At 63.0% G+C, this 17111-nt stretch carries 12 protein-coding genes and 2 pseudogenes; 7 read left to right on the forward strand and 7 right to left on the reverse strand.

Annotation, left to right across the window (positions count from 1 at the left end):
- On the forward strand, positions 1-1575 hold the full coding sequence (locus J3P89_RS16750) for an ABC transporter ATP-binding protein (RefSeq protein WP_434694974.1): 1575 nt from the start codon (positions 1-3) through the stop codon (positions 1573-1575).
- An 11-nt stretch (positions 1576-1586) separates the two neighbouring features.
- Here the strand turns inward: J3P89_RS16750 and J3P89_RS16755 are convergent.
- From J3P89_RS16755 to J3P89_RS16765, 3 genes and pseudogenes are all read right to left on the reverse strand, one after another.
- Positions 1587-1958, reverse strand: a pseudogene (locus J3P89_RS16755) (methyl-accepting chemotaxis protein); the annotation flags it as partial.
- Between the two features lie 183 nt (positions 1959-2141).
- Positions 2142-2942: pseudogene (locus J3P89_RS16760) on the reverse strand (PAS domain-containing protein); the annotation flags it as partial.
- 138 nt (positions 2943-3080) lie between these two features.
- Positions 3081-3296 (reverse strand): TIGR02450 family Trp-rich protein, encoded by a 216-nt coding sequence (locus J3P89_RS16765; RefSeq protein WP_434652591.1) that lies wholly within the window; start codon positions 3294-3296, stop codon positions 3081-3083.
- 201 nt (positions 3297-3497) lie between these two features.
- On the opposite strand from J3P89_RS16765, the gene J3P89_RS16770 reads away from it, so the two are divergent.
- The 4 genes from J3P89_RS16770 (at position 3498) to J3P89_RS16785 (ending at position 9528) form a co-directional block, all read left to right on the forward strand.
- Positions 3498-4916 (forward strand): sigma-54 interaction domain-containing protein, encoded by a 1419-nt coding sequence (locus tag J3P89_RS16770; RefSeq protein ID WP_434652592.1) that lies wholly within the window; start codon positions 3498-3500, stop codon positions 4914-4916.
- A gap of 302 nt (positions 4917-5218) precedes the next feature.
- The gene (locus tag J3P89_RS16775; protein WP_305495295.1) at positions 5219-6610 is read left to right on the forward strand and encodes a GntP family permease; all 1392 of its coding nucleotides are present in this window, start codon (positions 5219-5221) and stop codon (positions 6608-6610) included.
- Between the two features lie 7 nt (positions 6611-6617).
- Positions 6618-7394 carry a 3-hydroxybutyrate dehydrogenase gene (locus J3P89_RS16780; RefSeq protein ID WP_434694975.1) on the forward strand — a complete coding sequence of 259 codons (777 nt, stop codon included), beginning with the start codon at positions 6618-6620 and terminating at the stop codon, positions 7392-7394.
- Positions 7395-7572: 178 nt separating this feature from the next.
- Positions 7573-9528, forward strand: coding sequence for an acetoacetate--CoA ligase (locus tag J3P89_RS16785; RefSeq protein WP_434694976.1), 1956 nt, complete (start codon positions 7573-7575; stop codon positions 9526-9528).
- A 136-nt stretch (positions 9529-9664) separates the two neighbouring features.
- Here J3P89_RS16785 and J3P89_RS16790 read toward each other — a convergent pair whose 3' ends face one another.
- Entirely contained in the window at positions 9665-10780 is a 1116-nt protein-coding gene (locus J3P89_RS16790) for a PilT/PilU family type 4a pilus ATPase (protein ID WP_434694977.1), read from the reverse strand.
- Positions 10781-10915: 135 nt separating this feature from the next.
- Between J3P89_RS16790 and J3P89_RS16795 the strand changes: the two genes are divergently transcribed.
- On the forward strand, positions 10916-13453 hold the full coding sequence (locus J3P89_RS16795) for a PAS domain-containing protein (RefSeq protein WP_434694978.1): 2538 nt from the start codon (positions 10916-10918) through the stop codon (positions 13451-13453).
- A gap of 48 nt (positions 13454-13501) precedes the next feature.
- Positions 13502-13777 (forward strand): peptidylprolyl isomerase, encoded by a 276-nt coding sequence (locus J3P89_RS16800; RefSeq protein WP_019690952.1) that lies wholly within the window; start codon positions 13502-13504, stop codon positions 13775-13777.
- 131 nt (positions 13778-13908) lie between these two features.
- Here the strand turns inward: J3P89_RS16800 and J3P89_RS16805 are convergent, their stop codons facing one another.
- The 3 genes from J3P89_RS16805 to J3P89_RS16815 all read right to left on the reverse strand — a co-directional run bounded on the left by J3P89_RS16805 (position 13909) and on the right by J3P89_RS16815 (position 16976).
- The gene (locus J3P89_RS16805) at positions 13909-14826 is read right to left on the reverse strand and encodes a sugar kinase (RefSeq protein ID WP_434694979.1); all 918 of its coding nucleotides are present in this window, start codon (positions 14824-14826) and stop codon (positions 13909-13911) included.
- Positions 14827-14964: 138 nt separating this feature from the next.
- The gene (locus J3P89_RS16810; protein ID WP_434694981.1) at positions 14965-16182 is read right to left on the reverse strand and encodes an amino acid deaminase; all 1218 of its coding nucleotides are present in this window, start codon (positions 16180-16182) and stop codon (positions 14965-14967) included.
- 29 nt (positions 16183-16211) lie between these two features.
- Positions 16212-16976, reverse strand: coding sequence for an IclR family transcriptional regulator (locus J3P89_RS16815; protein ID WP_434624435.1), 765 nt, complete (start codon positions 16974-16976; stop codon positions 16212-16214).
- Between the last annotated feature and the right edge of the window lie 135 nt (positions 16977-17111).

Here is a 17111-nt window from a genome sequence, read left to right on the forward strand (position 1 = left end):
ATGAGCGACAACCTGATCGAAATCCGCAACCTGAACGTGGCCTTCAACGACCAGCCGGTAGTGCGCGACCTGTGCCTGGATATCCGCCCTGGCGAATGCCTGGCCCTGGTGGGCGAATCCGGCTCAGGCAAGTCGGTGACGGCTCACTCGATTCTGCAATTGCTGACCGACAGCGGCGCACGCACCACCGGCAGCATTCGCTATCGAGACCAGGAACTGGTGGGCGCCGAGGCCAAGACCTTGCGCGAGTTGCGCGGCAATCGGATCGCAATGATTTTCCAGGAGCCGATGACGTCGCTGAATCCATTGCACAGCGTCGAAAAACAGATTGGCGAGACATTGATGCTGCACAGGGGACTGGGCGGCAAAGCGGCGCGCCAGCGGATCCTGGAACTGCTCGACCTGGTGGGTATCCAGAACCCGGCCGAACGGCTCAAGGCCTATCCCCACCAACTATCGGGCGGTCAGCGCCAGCGGGTCATGATCGCCATGGCCCTGGCCTGCGAACCGGAGTTGCTGATTGCCGACGAGCCGACCACTGCGTTGGACGTGACGGTGCAACGCAAGATCCTCCTGCTGCTCAAGTCATTGCAGCAGCGGCTCGGCATGTCCCTGCTGCTGATCAGCCATGACCTCAACCTGGTACGCAGCATCGCCCAGCGGGTGTGCGTGATGAAGGCCGGAGAAATCGTCGAGCAGGCGCCTTGCGAAACGTTGTTCAGCGCACCGCAACATCCCTACAGCTGCGAACTGCTGCACGCCGAGCCGGAAGGCGAAGCCCTGCCCCGGGACGAGCGCGAAGACGTGTTGCAGGTTGAGGATTTGCGGGTCAGCTTCCCCATCGGTGGCGGGCTGTTGCGGCGCAAGCAATACCTGCGCGCCGTGGATGGCATCAGCCTGAGCATCCAGCGCGGCAAGACCCTGGGCATTGTTGGCGAATCCGGTTCCGGCAAGTCCACGCTCGGCCAGGCGATCCTGCGGTTGATCGAATCCGAAGGCAGCATCCGTTATAGCGGCGCAGCCCTTGATCAGCTGTCGCAGAAAGAGCTGCGGCCCTGGCGCAAGCAGATGCAGATCGTCTTCCAGGACCCGTTTGGCAGCCTCAGCCCGCGAATGTCGGTGCAGCAGATCATCAGCGAAGGTCTGGAGGTGCACAGCAGGTCCAGCGCCGAGCAATGCGAATCCCAGGTGATCCAGGCGCTCAAGGAAGTCGGCCTCGACCCGCAGAGCCGGCATCGTTACCCCCATGAGTTTTCCGGCGGCCAGCGCCAGCGCATCGCCATCGCCCGGGCGCTGGTGCTCAAGCCCGCGCTGATCCTGCTGGACGAACCGACTTCGGCGCTGGATCGCACGGTGCAGAAACAAGTGGTCGCCCTGCTCCGCCAGCTCCAGGAAAAACACGGCCTGACCTACCTGTTCATCAGCCACGACCTGGCGGTCGTGCGAGCCCTGGCCCATGACATGATCGTGATCAAGGACGGCAAGGTCGTCGAGCAAGGCGCCAGCCACGACGTATTCGACTCGCCCCGACACCCTTACACCCGGGAGCTGCTGGCGGCGGCCCATCCGGGATAAGCCTGACCCGCTCAGGCTTCGCGGCGCTGGTCCAGGGTCTGGGCGAATTCGCCCATGACCTCCACCACCTGCTTCGCGCCCCGGTGGATGTCGAGGATGACGGTGCCGGCCTGGTTCGCCAGCTTCACGCCTTGCTCGGCCTTGGCGGTACTCGATTGCATGCTGCCCACCGCCTGCCTGGCCAGGTCGCGGTTCTTGCCGACGACTTCGGTAATGGCAACGGTCGCCTGGCTGGTACGCCGGGCCAGATTGCGCACTTCATCGGCAACCACCGCGAAGCCGCGCCCCTGCTCACCGGCACGAGCGGCCTCGATGGCGGCATTGAGCGCAAGCAGGTTGGTCTGCTCCGCGATTCCCCGGATGGCATCGACAATGTTGCCGATCTCTTCGGACTGCGCGCTGAGAGCGCTGATCCCGGTGGCGACCTGTTGCAGTTCATCGGCGATGCTTTGCACTACGGTCACGGTCTGCTGCACGACGGCGGTGCCCAACTGGGTGTGCTCATCCGTCTGCCGGGACGTCTCGAAGGCCAACTGCGCCGCCTTTGATTCGTTCTGGCGTTGCTCGACTTCACGCGTGCTGTCGGTGGCAAACTTGACCACCCCGTACAAATGGCCCTGGGCATCGTAGAGCGGGTTATAGGTGGCCTGCAGCCAGACTGTGTTGCCGTGCCTGTCGACGCGCTGGAAAAGCCCGCTCTTGTATTCGCCACGGTTCAGTCCAGCCCAGAAATCGCGATAGGCTTCGCCTTGAACTTCGCCGGGCTCGCAAAAAATCCGATGGTGCTGGCCGCGAACCTCCTCCAGGCCATAACCCATGACCTTCTGGAAGTTGACGTTGGCATTGATGACATGACCGCCCAGATCGAACTCGATCACCGCCATGGAGCGATCGATCGCCTGCATGAAACTCGACTCGGCCTGAGCCCGTAGCACGCGGTCGTTGATGTCGCGGCTGACCTGGATGATGCGTTCGACCCTGGCGCGCTGATCGCGCACAGGAATGTAGCTGGCTTGCACCCATGACCCAAGGCCATCGCGTGCCAGATGAAGGTACTGCTGTTCGCTACCCTCACCCTGGGCCAGTTGCTGCCATAACACCGCATATTCGCGGCTGCCGGCGTACTCAGGCGCGCAGAACATCCGGTGATGCTTGCCGAGGATGTCCTCCAGCACGTAGCCGGTCATGTTCAGAAACAGCGCGTTGGCGCCAAGTATTTCGCCTGAAGGCGCGAACTCGACGATCGCCATCGATTGGTGAAAAGCCGCCCGCTCGGCTTCGAGAGAGGCCAGTGCGCCCTGGGTCTCGTGCAAGACGTCCTGATGTTTGCGAGTGCGAATGAACATGGGTGCCGCTCCCGGTGACATAAGTGCTTGGCCGTAGCCGTCTGAAAGGCGGAATGCCTTTTATGAAGAGGCACCATTAAGCCATCATCGCCGCAGAAGTTGTACATAATTTTTTATATGTACAATTTCCGAAGGAAAATTCGCTCACCTGTCCAAGACTCAGTGCCAACCGATTTTCCACCGTTCGCTGTCGGTCAGATCACGCCAGTCCAGCACGGCCACCCGTCCGCTATACACCGCCTGCAATTCGACCTGAACGGGGCAATCCTGTTCGTCGCAGAGCAATTGGGTGACGAGAAAATGCTTTTCCCGGTTGACGGGCTGGCAGGCGGTCCACTTGGAAAGCTTGAGTTTGCGAGGGTTGAATTTATTCATGGATGCTCCAGTACAGCCGCGAACGGGCCTAAAAACATGTACAGAGTATTTCATACGTACAGCTTTTTCTGTGGCAAATCTGGCGGTAAAAACAGCCCTCTCCACCGGCTTGGCCCCACTACAGAACGCCGAGTTTGATCAGGCATAATGCCGCGACTCATCCGAGGGTGCCGGCAAGCCCACCTCTTATTGGAATGCCTGATGAATCCCACCGAAAGTCTCAAGGACTACAAGCGCGTACGCACGCTGGCGATCCGCTCGCTGTTCGAGATCATCGAGCAGTCCAGCGAAGGCACGGTCATTGTCGATCGCGATGCGAATATCGTCTGGATGAACGAGCGCTACGCCCGTCGTTTCGGCCTGAATTCGGCGCAGGAAGCCATCGGCCGCGCCTGCGAAAGCGTCATCCCCGGCAGCTTGCTGCGTGAGGTGGTGCGCACCGGACGGCCGATCCTGCTGGACATGCAGGACACGCCCAAGGAACCGCTGGTGGTGATGCGCCTGCCGATCCACGACAACGCCGGCGCGGTGATCGGCGCCATCGGTTTTGCCCTGTTCGATGAGTTGCGCAGCCTGTCGCCGATGCTCAAGCGCTATCTGAGCATGCAGGAAGAACTGGCCTCCACCCGCTCGTTGCTGCGGGCGCGGCAGACCAAGTACAACTTTGCCCACTTCATCGGCACCAGCAGCGCCGGCCTGGAGGTCAAGCGCCGCGCCCGACGCAGCGCCAGCACCGATTCACCGGTGCTGCTGCTCGGCGAAACCGGTACCGGCAAGGAGTTGCTGGCCCAAGCGATCCATAGTGCTTCACCGCGGGCGCACAAGGCCTTTGTCAGCATCAACAGCGCTGCCATCCCCGAATCGCTGCTCGAGGCCGAGTTCTTCGGCACCGCGCCAGGCGCTTTCACCGGCGCCGACCGCAAGGGCCGCGCCGGCAAACTGCAGATCGCCCAAGGCGGCACGCTGTTCCTCGACGAGATCGGCGACATGCCGCTACCGCTGCAAAGCAAACTGCTGCGGGTGCTTCAGGAGAAAGAATACGAACCGGTCGGCTCCAACGAGGTGTTGCAGAGCGATGTGCGGATCATTGCCGCGACCTCCACCGATCTTGAAGCGGCAATCAAGCGCGGCGAGTTCCGCGCCGACCTCTATTACCGTCTCAACGTGCTGCCGATCCAGGTCCCGCCGCTGCGTGAGCGCCTGGATGATCTGCCGGCACTGAGTGAGGCGATCCTCGAAGAACTGCGCAGCCAGCACGAATTGCACCGCGACGCCCTCGGTCTGCTGGGCCAACATGCCTGGCCGGGCAACATTCGGGAGTTGCGCAACGTGCTGGAACGAGCCGCGTTGCTCAGCGACGACCTGATGCTCAGCGCTGCTGACATCCGCGCGGCCATCGGCACTTTCATCCCGGTTGAGCGCACGACAGGCCCGACCCTGGAGCCGTTATTGGCGCAGGAAACCTTCAGCCAGGCCCGGGCTCGATTTGACCGACACTTGATCGAAACCACCCTCGCGCAATGCGATGGCAAGGTAGTCGAGGCGGCCGAGCGGTTGGGGCTGGGAAGATCGACGTTGTACAAGAAGATGGTGGCGCTGGGGATTGCGGAGTCTCAATAAAGAGACTTAAATCTCTTTTTTTAGACTGGCGATCTTGGAGCGCTGCGGGCTCTTCGCGAGCAGGCTCGCTCCCACCGGTACAGCGTTCTGTCAGTCCATCACTGTCTCATGTGGGAGCGAGCCTGCTCGCGAAGAGGCCGGCCCCTCCAACAAAAATCTCAAAACAGAGAATTATCCTTTCCCTCGCTCTGCAATAACAAAATTTATCCTTATCTATCAGCCACTTAGCCATCTGGCACAGATATCGCTATAGCCCTCCTCAAAGCCTTACCCACAACAATAACAATCCCAGGAGACACACCATGAGTGTGATCATTGCCTTGGCAGCCCTCACGCTGCTGATGGTTGCCGCCTACCGTGGCTACAGCGTCATTCTCTTTGCCCCGATCGCTGCCCTCGGCGCGGTCCTGCTTACCGATCCATCCGCCGTCGCCCCTGCATTCACCGGGGTGTTCATGGACAAGATGGTCGGTTTCATCAAACTCTATTTCCCGGTGTTCCTGCTTGGCGCGGTGTTTGGCAAGCTGATCGAGTTGTCGGGTTTCTCCCGCTCCATCGTCGCCGCGGCGATTCGCCTGCTGGGCACACGCCAGGCCATGCTGGTGATCGTGCTGGTCTGCGCGTTGCTGACTTATGGCGGCGTGTCGCTGTTCGTCGTGGTGTTCGCGGTGTACCCGTTCGCCGCGGAGATGTTCCGCCAGAGCAATATCCCCAAACGGCTGATTCCAGCCACCATCGCCCTCGGCGCATTCTCGTTCACCATGGACGCCCTGCCCGGCACGCCGCAGATCCAGAACATCATCCCCAGCACCTTTTTCAACACCACCGCTTGGGCCGCGCCGTGGCTGGGCGTGATCGGTACGATCTTCGTCTTCTGCTTCGGCATGCTGTTTTTGCAGCGCCAGCGCAACAAGGCCCAACGCGCCGGTGAAGGTTATGGCACCGAACTGCGCAACGAGCCGGAGACCGCTGAGGACATCAAGCTGCCCAACCCGTGGATCGCCGTTTCGCCGCTGCTGGCGGTGGGGATCATGAACCTGCTGTTTACGCAGTGGATCCCGCAGTGGTACGGCAAGACGCATAGCCTGGCGCTGCCGGGCATGGCGACACCGGTGACCAGCGACATCGCCAAGCTCACCGCAATCTGGGCGGTACAGGCCGCCTTGCTGGTGGGTATTGTCATGGTGCTGCTGTTCGGCTTCCGCGCGATTCGCAGCAAACTGGCCGAAGGCAGCAAGAGCGCGGTGGGCGGTGCCTTGCTCGCGGCGATGAACACCGCTTCGGAATACGGTTTTGGTGCGGTGATCGCCTCATTGCCGGGCTTTCTCGTGCTGGCCGACTGGCTCAAGAACATTCCCGATCCGCTGGTCAACGAAGCAGTCACCGTAACGCTGCTGGCCGGCATCACCGGTTCCGCGTCGGGGGGCATGAGCATCGCCCTGGCGGCGATGTCCGAAACCTTCATCAGCGCCGCCCACGCCGCCAACATTCCCCTGGAAGTGCTGCATCGGGTGGCCGCCATGGCCAGCGGCGGCATGGACACCCTGCCCCACAACGGCGCGGTGATCACCTTGCTGGCCGTCACCGGCCTGACCCACCGTGAAGCCTACAAAGACATTTTCTGCATTACGCTGATCAAGACCCTCGCGGTGTTCTTCGTGATCGGTGTGTTCTACGCCACTGGCATTGTGTGAGGTTTCCATGACGACATTTCTTTCGGGCAAGACTGCCCTGGTCACCGGTTCCACCAGCGGCATCGGCCTGGGCATCGCCTTGAGCCTGGCCAAGGCCGGCGCCAACCTGATCCTCAATGGCTTCGGCGATGCCTCGGCGGCGGTCACCGAAGTCAAGCAGTTCGGTGGCAAGGTCGGCCATCATCCGGCCGATGTCAGCGACCCGGCGCAGATTGCCGACATGCTCGCCTACGCCGAGCGCGATTTCGGCGGCGTGGACATCCTGGTGAACAATGCCGGGATCCAGCACGTGGCCGTGGTCGAGGACTTCCCGGTGGAGCGCTGGGATTCGATCATTGCCATCAACCTGTCTTCGGTGTTCCACGCCACTCGCCTGAGCCTGCCGGGCATGCGCGCCAAGGGCTGGGGACGGATCGTCAACGTCGCCTCGGTGCACGGTCAGGTCGGTTCGGTGGGCAAGGCCGCCTACGTCGCCGCGAAGCACGGGGTGATCGGGCTGACCAAGGTGGTTGGCCTGGAAACCGCTACCAGCAACGTGACGTGCAATGCAATCTGCCCAGGCTGGGTGCTGACGCCACTGGTGCAGAAACAGATCGACGACCGCATCGCCAGCGGCGTCGACCCGCAACAGGCCCAGCACGACCTGTTGGCCGAGAAGCAACCGTCCCTGGAATTCGTCACCCCGCCGCAGCTGGGTGAACTGGTGCTGTTCCTCTGCAGCGAAGCCGGCAGCCAGGTGCGGGGCGCGGCGTGGAATGTTGATGGAGGGTGGTTGGCGCAATAACCCTCCGCGATCCCCGTGGCGAGGGAGCTTGCTCCCGCTCGGCTGCGTAGCGGCCGCCTATTGGGGCCTGCTTCGCAGTCCAGCGGGAGCAAGCTCCCTCACCACAGAAGCGCTTCTCGCCATAAATAACGCCGTGTGCTGCAATGTTCGCAAGCCCCGGAAAAACAAGAGGCACCCCATGTCCGACATCCTCTGGCAACCCAGCCCCGAACGCATCGCCCGGTCGCGCATGGACGCCTTGCGCCGGTTCGTCAACGAACGGCACTCGCTGCAGCTGAACGATTACCCGGCCCTGCACGCGTGGAGCATCGACCAGCGCGAAGCTTTCTGGCAGGCCATCGTGGACTTCTTCGACATCCGTTTTCACCAGCGCCCCACCGCAGTGCTGGTGGAAGGCCCGCATATGCCCAGCGCACGTTGGTTCCCGGGGGCCACGCTGAGTTTCGCCGAACATCTGCTGCGCCGTCGCGATAACACCGTGGCGGTGGTTGCCGTCGATGAAGACGGCACCGAGCAAACGCTGACCTGGGCCGAACTCGCCGCCCATGTCGCCGGCCTGCAGAAAAGCCTGCAAGCCGCCGGCGTGACCCAGGGCGACCGGGTCGCTGCCTGCATGCCCAACACCTGGCAGACGCTGGTGGGTATGCTCGCCACGACGAGCCTGGGGGCGATCTGGTCGTGCTCATCGCCGGATTTCGGCACCCAGGGCGTCATCGACCGGTTCGGCCAGATCGAGCCCAAGGTTTTGATTACCTGTGCCGGTTATCGTTATGCCGGCAAGGTCATCGACCAGCGCCCGAAGGTGAACGAGATCCTTTCGCGGCTGCCGTCCCTGCAACAGTTGATCGTGCTGCCTTACGCCCGACCCGATGCTCGCGTCGAGGATTTCAACACCCAGGCTGGCGTTACGCTGTGGGAGGACTTTTATCAAAGCGGTGGCGAGCCGGAGTTCGCCAGCGTGCCGTTCGATCATCCGTTGTATATCCTCTACTCCAGCGGCACCACCGGCGTGCCGAAGTGCATCGTCCACAGTACCGGCGGCGTGCTGCTGCAGCATATGAAGGAACATGGCCTGCACGTTGATCTCGGCCCCGGGGATCGGCTGTTCTACTACACCACCTGCGGCTGGATGATGTGGAACTGGCTGGTCTCGGCCCTGGCGGTGGGCAGCTCGGTGGTGCTGTATGACGGCTCGCCGTTTCATCCTGGTCCCGAACGCCTGCTCGACCTGATCGACCAACAGCGCATCAGCGTGTTCGGCACCAGCCCGAAATACCTCGCCGCCCTGGAAAGCCAAGGCATCCAGCCACGCCAGAGCCATGACCTGGGCAGCCTCAAGACCCTCCTGTCCACCGGCTCGGCTCTCGCCCCCCACAGCTACGATTACGTTTACCGCGATTTCAAGGCCGACGTTTGCCTGGCCTCGATGTCCGGCGGTACCGATATCGTCTCGTGTTTCATCAACGGCAACCCGCTGTCCGCCGTGCGCCGGGGCGAGATGCAGGGCAAGAGCCTGGGCATGGCGGTGCAGGTCTGGAACGAGGCCGGCGAGGCGGTGGTCGGCGAGAAAGGCGAGCTGGTCTGCACCCGGCATTTTCCGGCGATGCCCATCGGGCTCTGGAACGACCCGCGCCAGGATAAACTTCGCGCCTCCTATTTCAGCCAGTTTCCCGGAGTGTGGGCCCAGGGGGACTACGCCGAAGAACTGGCCCACGGCGGCTTGCTGATCCACGGACGCTCCGACGCGGTGCTCAACCCCGGTGGCGTGCGCATTGGCACGGCGGAAATCTATCGGCAGGTGGAAAAAGTCGAAGAGGTCCTCGACAGCGTCGCCATTGGCCAGCAATGGCAGGGTGACGTACGAGTGGTGCTGTTCGTGCGCCTGCGTGATGGCGTCGTGCTGGACGATACCCTGGAGCAGAAGATTCGCCAGGTCATCCGCGCTAACACGACGCCGCGCCATGTACCGGCGAAAATCCTCGCGGTCAGCGACATTCCGCGCACGATCAGCGGAAAAGTGGTGGAACTGGCCGTGCGTAACGTGGTGCATGGCGAGGCGGTGAAGAACACCGATGCGCTGGCCAATCCCGAGGCGTTGGAGCAGTTTCGCGGGCGGCCGGAGCTTTGCGTCTGATTTGACTGGTTTGTTGGCTATGAGGGCCCCATCGCGAGCAAGCTCGCTCCCACATGGATCTGCTGATCACCGGAGATCAATTGTGGGAGCGAGCTTGCTCGCGATGAACGATTACGCGGTTTTCGCCAGGGCTCAATCAGTCCATCAGTCCCCACTCCCCCGCCGGCGGATCGGCCGGCGGCGCGGCCCCCGTCTCCGCATGCAGCTTCAAGCGCAAACGCAGGTTGTTTGCCGAATCGGCATTTTTCAGCGCTTCTTCCTCATCGATGGCGCCTTCGACCACCAGGTTGAACAATGCCTGGTCGAACGTTTGCATGCCCAGTTCCTCGGACTTTTCCATGATGCCCTTGAGCTCGCCCAGTTCGTTGCGCCGGATCAGGTCGGCCACCGTCGGCGAGCCCAGCATCACCTCCACCGCCGCCCGCCGCTGGCCACCGCGGGTGCGCACCAGGCGCTGGGAAACAAACGCCTTGAGGTTGTTGCCCAAGTCGTGCAGCAGTTGCGCCCGGCGTTCTTCCGGGAAAAAATTGATCACCCGGTCCAGGGCCTGGTTGGCGTTGTGGGCATGCAGGGTGGAAATCACCAGATGGCCGGTGTCGGCAAAGGCCAGGGCATGCTCCATGGTTTCCCGGTCGCGGATTTCGCCGATCAGCACCACGTCCGGCGCCTGGCGCAAGGTATTCTTGAGCGCGGCATGAAAACTGCGCGTATCCACCCCGACTTCGCGCTGGTTGACGATCGATTTCTTATGCCGATGGATATACTCCACCGGGTCCTCGATGGTGATGATGTGGCCGCTGCTGTTGCGGTTGCGGTAATCGATCAGCGCCGCCAGGGAGGTCGACTTGCCCGAGCCCGTCGCACCAACGAACAACATCAGCCCCTGCTTCTGCATGATGGTTTCCAGCAGCACCTTGGGCAGCTTCAGGTCTTCGAAGCGCGGGATGTCCAGCTTGACGTTGCGTATCACCATGGACACGTCGTTGCGCTGTTTGAAGATGTTGACCCGGAACCGCCCGACACCGGCCAGGGAAATCGCCAGGTTCATTTCCAGTTCCCGATCGAACTCAAGGCGCTGTTCGGCGTCCATCAATGACTCGGCGAGCCCGGCAATGTCGCCGACCTTGAACGCCTGGTTGCTCAGCGGCTTGAGCACACCTTCAAAACGCGCGCAGGGCGGTGCACCGGTGGAAATGTAGAGGTCGGAACCGTCCTGGCTTGCCAGGATGCGTAACAAGGGATCAATTTCCATGGCCTGAAAAACTTCCGCAAACTTCAATGGACACGTTGACCCGAGCCAGAAAAAACTTCAGATCAACCCGCGCTTACCTTCTCCAGAGGATAGTAGAAGCCGCCGCATCGATATGAACATCCAGGAATTCCCGTGATGAATGCAATACCCGCCGGCAGCGACACACAGCAATTGATCGCCCGTCAGGACTGGACCGCCAGCCCCTTGGGCGCCATCGATACCTGGCCACAGAGCCTGCGCACCGCCGTGGACATCATGCTCCACTCGCCCATGCCGATGGCCGTGCTGTGGGGGCCGCAGCTGACCCATCTGTACAACGACGCCTATGCTCGGCTGGTCGGCGACAAGCACCCCAGGGCCTTCGGCCAGCCCACCCACACGGCCTGGCCTGAACTTCGGGGCGAGACCGAGGGGATTTATCACAGCGTGTTGCAAGGGCGCATGTACGCCTGCCGCGACAAACGGTGGCGCATGCCCTTCAGTGGCCGCCTCTGTGACGTGTGGCTCGACCTGACCTACAGCCCGATACACGACGAAAGCGCCAGTGTCGCCGGCATCCTGGTGACGGCCATCGAGACCAGCGAAAGACGCCGGCTGGCCCAGGAATTCGAGCGGCGTTCCGAGGCCAGCCTCAAGGCCCAGCAGGAAAGCGAGGAGCGCTTGCAACTGGCGCTGGCGGCCACCGATGCGCTGGGGACCTGGGACTGGGACATCAGCGAAGACCGCTTCATCGCCGATGCGCATTTCGCCCTGCTGCATGGCGTCGATCCGAGCCTGTCGCGGCAACTGCCGATCAGCGCGTACCTGGAAGGCGTGCACCCCGAAGACCGGGCGATGGTCGCGCGCAGCATCAGGCATTGCATCACCCACGGCACCGAATATGCCGAGGAGTACCGGCTGCTGCAGCCCGACGGTGAACTGCGCTGGGTATTCGTGCGCGGGCGCTGCTACAAGGATCGCCACGGCCGGCCCAAGCGCTTCCTTGGCGCGGCGCTGGACCTGACCGAGCGCAAGCGCACCGAGCACGCCCTGCGCCAGAGCCAGACCGAGCTGCAACTGATCATCAACGCCATGCCGGTGCTGATCAGCTATGTCGATCGCGAAGAGCGTTTCCGCCTGAACAACAGCGCCTACCTGAACTGGTACGGGCTGACCCCGCAGGAGCTGTACGGCAAGACCATTCGCGAGGTCATCGGCGACGAAGCGTACGCGGCGCGCGCCGAACAGATCGCCGGCGCCCTGGCGGGCAAGCCGTGCAGTTTCACCGTGCAGTCGGCCCATCGCGATGGCCGGCCACGGCATGCATTGATCAACTACCTGCCGCGCCATGGCAGTGACGGCGCGGTGAACGGCTTCTACATCTTCGTGATCGACGAAACCGAGCGCAAGAAAACCGAAGAAGCGCTGCGTAATCTCAACGAAACGCTGGAGGAACGGGTAATCGCCCGCACCCAGCAACTGGCCGAGGCCAACCATCGCCTGCAAAGCGAGATGTTCGAGCGCGAACGCGCCGAAGAAGCGCTGCGCCATGCGCAGAAAATGGAAGCGGTGGGCCAGCTCACCGGCGGCATTGCTCATGACTTCAACAATATGCTCACCGGTATTCTCGGCAGCCTGGACCTGATGCAGCGCTACATCGCCTCGGGCCGCGCCGCCGAGATAGGCCGGTTTACCGAAGCGGCCATCTCCTCGGCCAACCGTGCCGCGGCCCTGACCCATCGCCTGCTGGCCTTTTCCCGGCGCCAGTCGCTGGACCGCAAACCCTTGGACGCCAATGGCCTGGTGCGCTCTCTCGAAGACCTGTTGAGCCGTACCACCGGCGATCACATCGTGCTGCGGCTTGAACTGGCCGATGAGCTGTGGCCCGTCAGTACCGATGCCAGCCAACTGGAAAACGCCCTGCTCAACCTGGTGATCAACGCCAGGGACGCGATGCCCGACGGCGGCGAGTTGACCATCGAAACCGCTAACGTCTACCTCGACGGCAGCGACATCAGCACGCTGGAACCGGTCAAGGCTGGGGACTACGTGATGATCGCCGTGCGCGACAACGGCAGCGGCATGACCCCCGCCGTGCTGGCCAAGGCCTTCGATCCGTTCTTCACTACCAAGCCCATCGGCCAGGGCACCGGCCTCGGCCTTTCGATGATCTACGGCTTTGCCCAGCAGTCCGGCGGACACCTGAGCCTGGACAGCGTCCCAGGCCAGGGCACGCGGGTGCAGCTGTACTTGCCGCGGCTGCGCGTTGCCGCGACCGAACAACCCGCTGCGCCGGCGGCCACGGACGCGCCGCCGGCCATTGCCGGGGAAACCGTGTTGCTGGTCGAAGACGAACCGGCGGTGCGCATGCTCGTGCTCGACCTGCTGGCCACCTTGGGCTACACCGCCCTCGAAGCCGAGGACGGCCGGCAGGCTCTGCTGTTGCTGGAATCCGGGCAGCGCATCGACCTGCTGGTGACCGATGTCGGCCTGCCAGGCATGAACGGCCGGCAGTTGGCTGAAATCGCCCGTCAGCACAGGCCCGAGTTGAAGGTCCTGTTCATGACCGGTTATGCGCAAAAAGCCACCGAGCGCCAGGGGTTCCTCGAGCAAGGCATGGACATGGTTGCCAAGCCTTTCACCCTCGATCTCCTGGCCAACAAGATTCGGACGATGATCAACCATGGCAGCTGACTTGAGGCATAATCGCCGCCCTTTTGCACCGCTCAGGTCACCGCTGCAATGAAAGCCCAAGCCCGCCATATCCTGGTGAAAACCGCCGAAGAAGCCGAACAGCTCAAGCAACGCATCGCCAAGGGCGAAGCGTTTGACGTGCTGGCAAAAAAGTACTCCACCTGCCCCTCTGGCAAGCGCGGCGGGGACTTGGGTGAGGTACGCCCTGGGCAGATGGTCGGCGCGATCGATGCGGTGATTTTCAAGAAACCGCTGCGGGTGGTGCACGGACCGATCAAGAGCAAGTTCGGCTATCACTTGGTGCAGGTGTTTTACCGCGACTGAAGCGATGCCGGGCGCGGACCGGCCCTTTGTGGCGAGGGAGCTTGCTCCCGCTCGGCTGCGCAGCAGTCGCAAAGGATGGGCCTGCTGCGCAGGCCAGCGGGAGCAAGCTCCCTCGCCACAGGGACGTGATGTCACTGCCGGGGAATCAACGCCCCCGGCACCTGGATCACCCGGCTCGCCAGCAAATGCCCGGCCTCGGCGGCTTCCGCCGGGCTGCCGCCGAGCAAGCGGCTCGCCAGGTAGGCGGCGCTGAACGAGTCTCCCGCCGCCGTCGTGTCCACCACCCGCTCGACCCGCAGGGTAGGCACCTCATATGACCGGCCGTCGCAACGAATCAGACAAGCCTCGGCGCCGCGCTTGAGCACCACTTCAGGCGTTCCCAATTGTGCATAGGCAGCGAACACCGCCTCGCTGTCGGCATGGCCGAACAGCGCCTGTTCGTCGTCCACGGTCAACAACGCCAGCTCGACGTAGGGCAGCACGCTGCGATAAGCCGCACGGGCCGCCTCGACCGAGGCCCAGAGCCTCGGCCGGTAGTTGTTGTCGAACACCACCTGGGCCCCGCGCCGACGCGCCTCGACCAGCGTGTCGATGAGTTTGCGCCGGCCCTGCTCGCCAATCACCGCCAGGGTCACGCCGCTGAAATACAGCACATCGTAGTCGGCCAACGCTGCGAGAATCGGCGCGGCGGCTGGCGAGGTGAAGCAATCACGCACCGCCGCCTCGTTGCGCCAGTACAGGAAGCGGCGCTCGCCCGTCGCGTCGGTCTGGATGCAATACAGGCCCGGCAGGCGCCCGGGCAAGCGCTGGACCATGCCCAAACCAATGTTTTCGGCGGCCCAGCCCTGGCACATGGCATCGCTGAAACTGTCGTCGCCCAGCGCGGTGACGTAATCCACAGCGCCGTTGTCGCCCAACGCCCGGGCCAGGTAGACCGCGGCGTTCAGCGTATCGCCGCCGAAGCTTTGCTGCAGGCTGCCGTCGGCGCGGTGTTGCAGTTCGATCATGCATTCGCCGATGAGGGCGATGCGGGGTCTGGTGTTGCTCATGAGTTATCCTGATATTTCAGCGGTGTGTTGCGGGCCGCTTTCGCGAGCAGGCTCGCTCCCACAGGTGATCGCTTGGTCACCCGCGATCCAATTGTGGGAGCGAGCCTGCTCGCGAAGGCCGCGACTTGGTCTCAACTCTTAAAAACAAGTCTCCATGCTCTCGACCACCCGCAACCCCTCATCCACCAGACACCCCACCCGCCACTTGTCGAACGTCAGGCACGGATGGGACGTGCCGAACGCAATGATGTCGCCCACCCGCAGTTCAACGCCCGGCGCCACGCTCATGAACGCATGTTGGTCCATCACTGCGGTCACCTTGCAGCCGCTGACGTCGTCCCCCGTCGCCGATTCCGAACCCGGCGTGTAGCGCTTGAGCGGCACCGGCAACCCGGCGTCGTAGGCCACGTCGCGCTTGCCCAGGGCAATCACCGCAAAGCCCGGCTCCGGCAGCGATTGCACGTGGGCCCAGACTTCCAGCGCTGGACGCAAGCCTTCGTGCAGGTCACTGCGGCGCTCCAGCACACAGCATTGCGCCTCCTTGTAGATGCCATGGTCGTGGGCCACATAACTGCCAGGTCGCAACACGCTGAGAAAGCGCCCATGGGCATTGCGCGCCTCGAAGGATTCTGCGATCAGGTCGTACCAGGCCGAACCCGAGGCGGTGATGATGGGTTTGTCGTTGGCAAACGCGCCGCTGTCCTGCAACTGCATCGCCAGCCCAACGAGGGACCCGGCGAACGCCCGGATGCCGCTGATGGCGTGATCGCCGTGGATCACCCCTTCGTAACCTTCGATACCGGTCAAGGCCAACGCCGGTTGCGCACCGATGGCCTCGGCCAGCGCAAGTACCTCGGCTTCGGTCCGGCAACCACAACGACCGCCGACCACGCCGTACTCGATCATCACGTTCAACCGTGCGCCGCGCGAGGCGAAATAAGCCCCCAGTTCGGCGACGTTGTCCGGATGATCCACCAGGCAATGGAACTCGAACGCCGGGGCGGCCAGCAGATCGGCGATCAGCGCCATGTTCGGCCGGCCCACCAATTGATTGGCCATCAGCACCCGGCGCACGCCATGGGCGTAGGCGGCGCGGGTCTGCACTGCGGTGGCCAGGGTCAGGCCCCAGGCGCCGGCCTCGAGCTGGCGGCGAAACAGCGCCGGGGTCATGCTGGTCTTGCCGTGGGGCGCCAGCTCGGCGCCGCTGTCGCTGACAAACTTCTGCATCCAGCGGATATTGTGCTCCAGTGCCTCGCGATGCAGTACCAGGGCCGGCAGGCTGACATCGCGCAACAGATGGGCGCCCAGGGAAGCGGCGCCCTTTTCGACACCGGCGTTATCAATGGCAGAAGACATGTTCGAACTCCTCATACAGCCGCGGCTGTCTATTCGTTGATGCGACGGGCCAGGTTGTTGGCGCTCTCGATCAGCACCCGGCGGTAGTCGGCATAATTGTTCTTGGCGTCGGCCCTCGGGGCGACGATGCACAGCGTCGCGATGGCCACGCCACTGGGGTCTTTGACCGGCGCGGCGAAGCAATGCGTGAAGGTGTCGGCCACACTGTCGAAGGAGAAAAATCCATCGACACCGGCCTGACGGATTTCCTTGAGAAACTGCTCCAGGGGCAAACGCTCGCCGCCCGGCAGGATGAAGTCGTCGGGGTCGATCAGGTCGACGATCTGCTGATCGCTCAGATGCGCCAGCAGCAGGCGCCCGGACGCGGTCCAGGGGATCGGCGCGTTCTCACCGATGTCCGAGGAAATGCGAAAGTGCCGCTCGCCTTCCTTCATCAGCGCGACGGTGTATTTGCGCCCGTTGAGCAGGCACATCTGCGCGGTTTCGCGGGTCTGGCGAACGATCTCCTGCAAGGCCTGGTCGGCCTCGCGGCTGAGGTCGAAATGCCGCAGGTGCGCCTGCCCGAGAAAATACAACTGCCGCCCCAGGTAGACGTGGCCGTCCTTGCCGACCGGCTCGAGAATGCGCCGCTCGAGCAGCGACGCCACCAGTTCGTAGACCGTGGACTTGGGGCTGCCGATGCCGCTGGCAATATCGTTCGGGCGCAGCGGCTGGCCGATTTCCTTGAGGAAATCGAGGATATCGAACGCCCGATCCAATCCCCGGGCCCGGCGTTTGATGGTGTCTTCGGTCATGTCTGCGGTTCCTGAGATCTCAATTTTCATCGGGCAAAAAACCCTTGTGGCGAGGGAGCTTGCTCCCGCTCGGCTGCGCAGCAGTCGTAAAAATGGGCCTGCTGCGCAGGCCAGCGGGAGCAAGCTCCCTCGCCA

Origin of the sequence: Pseudomonas sp. Z1-14, from assembly GCF_051132005.1 — a bacterium.
Taxonomy (GTDB): Bacteria; Pseudomonadota; Gammaproteobacteria; order Pseudomonadales; family Pseudomonadaceae; genus Aquipseudomonas.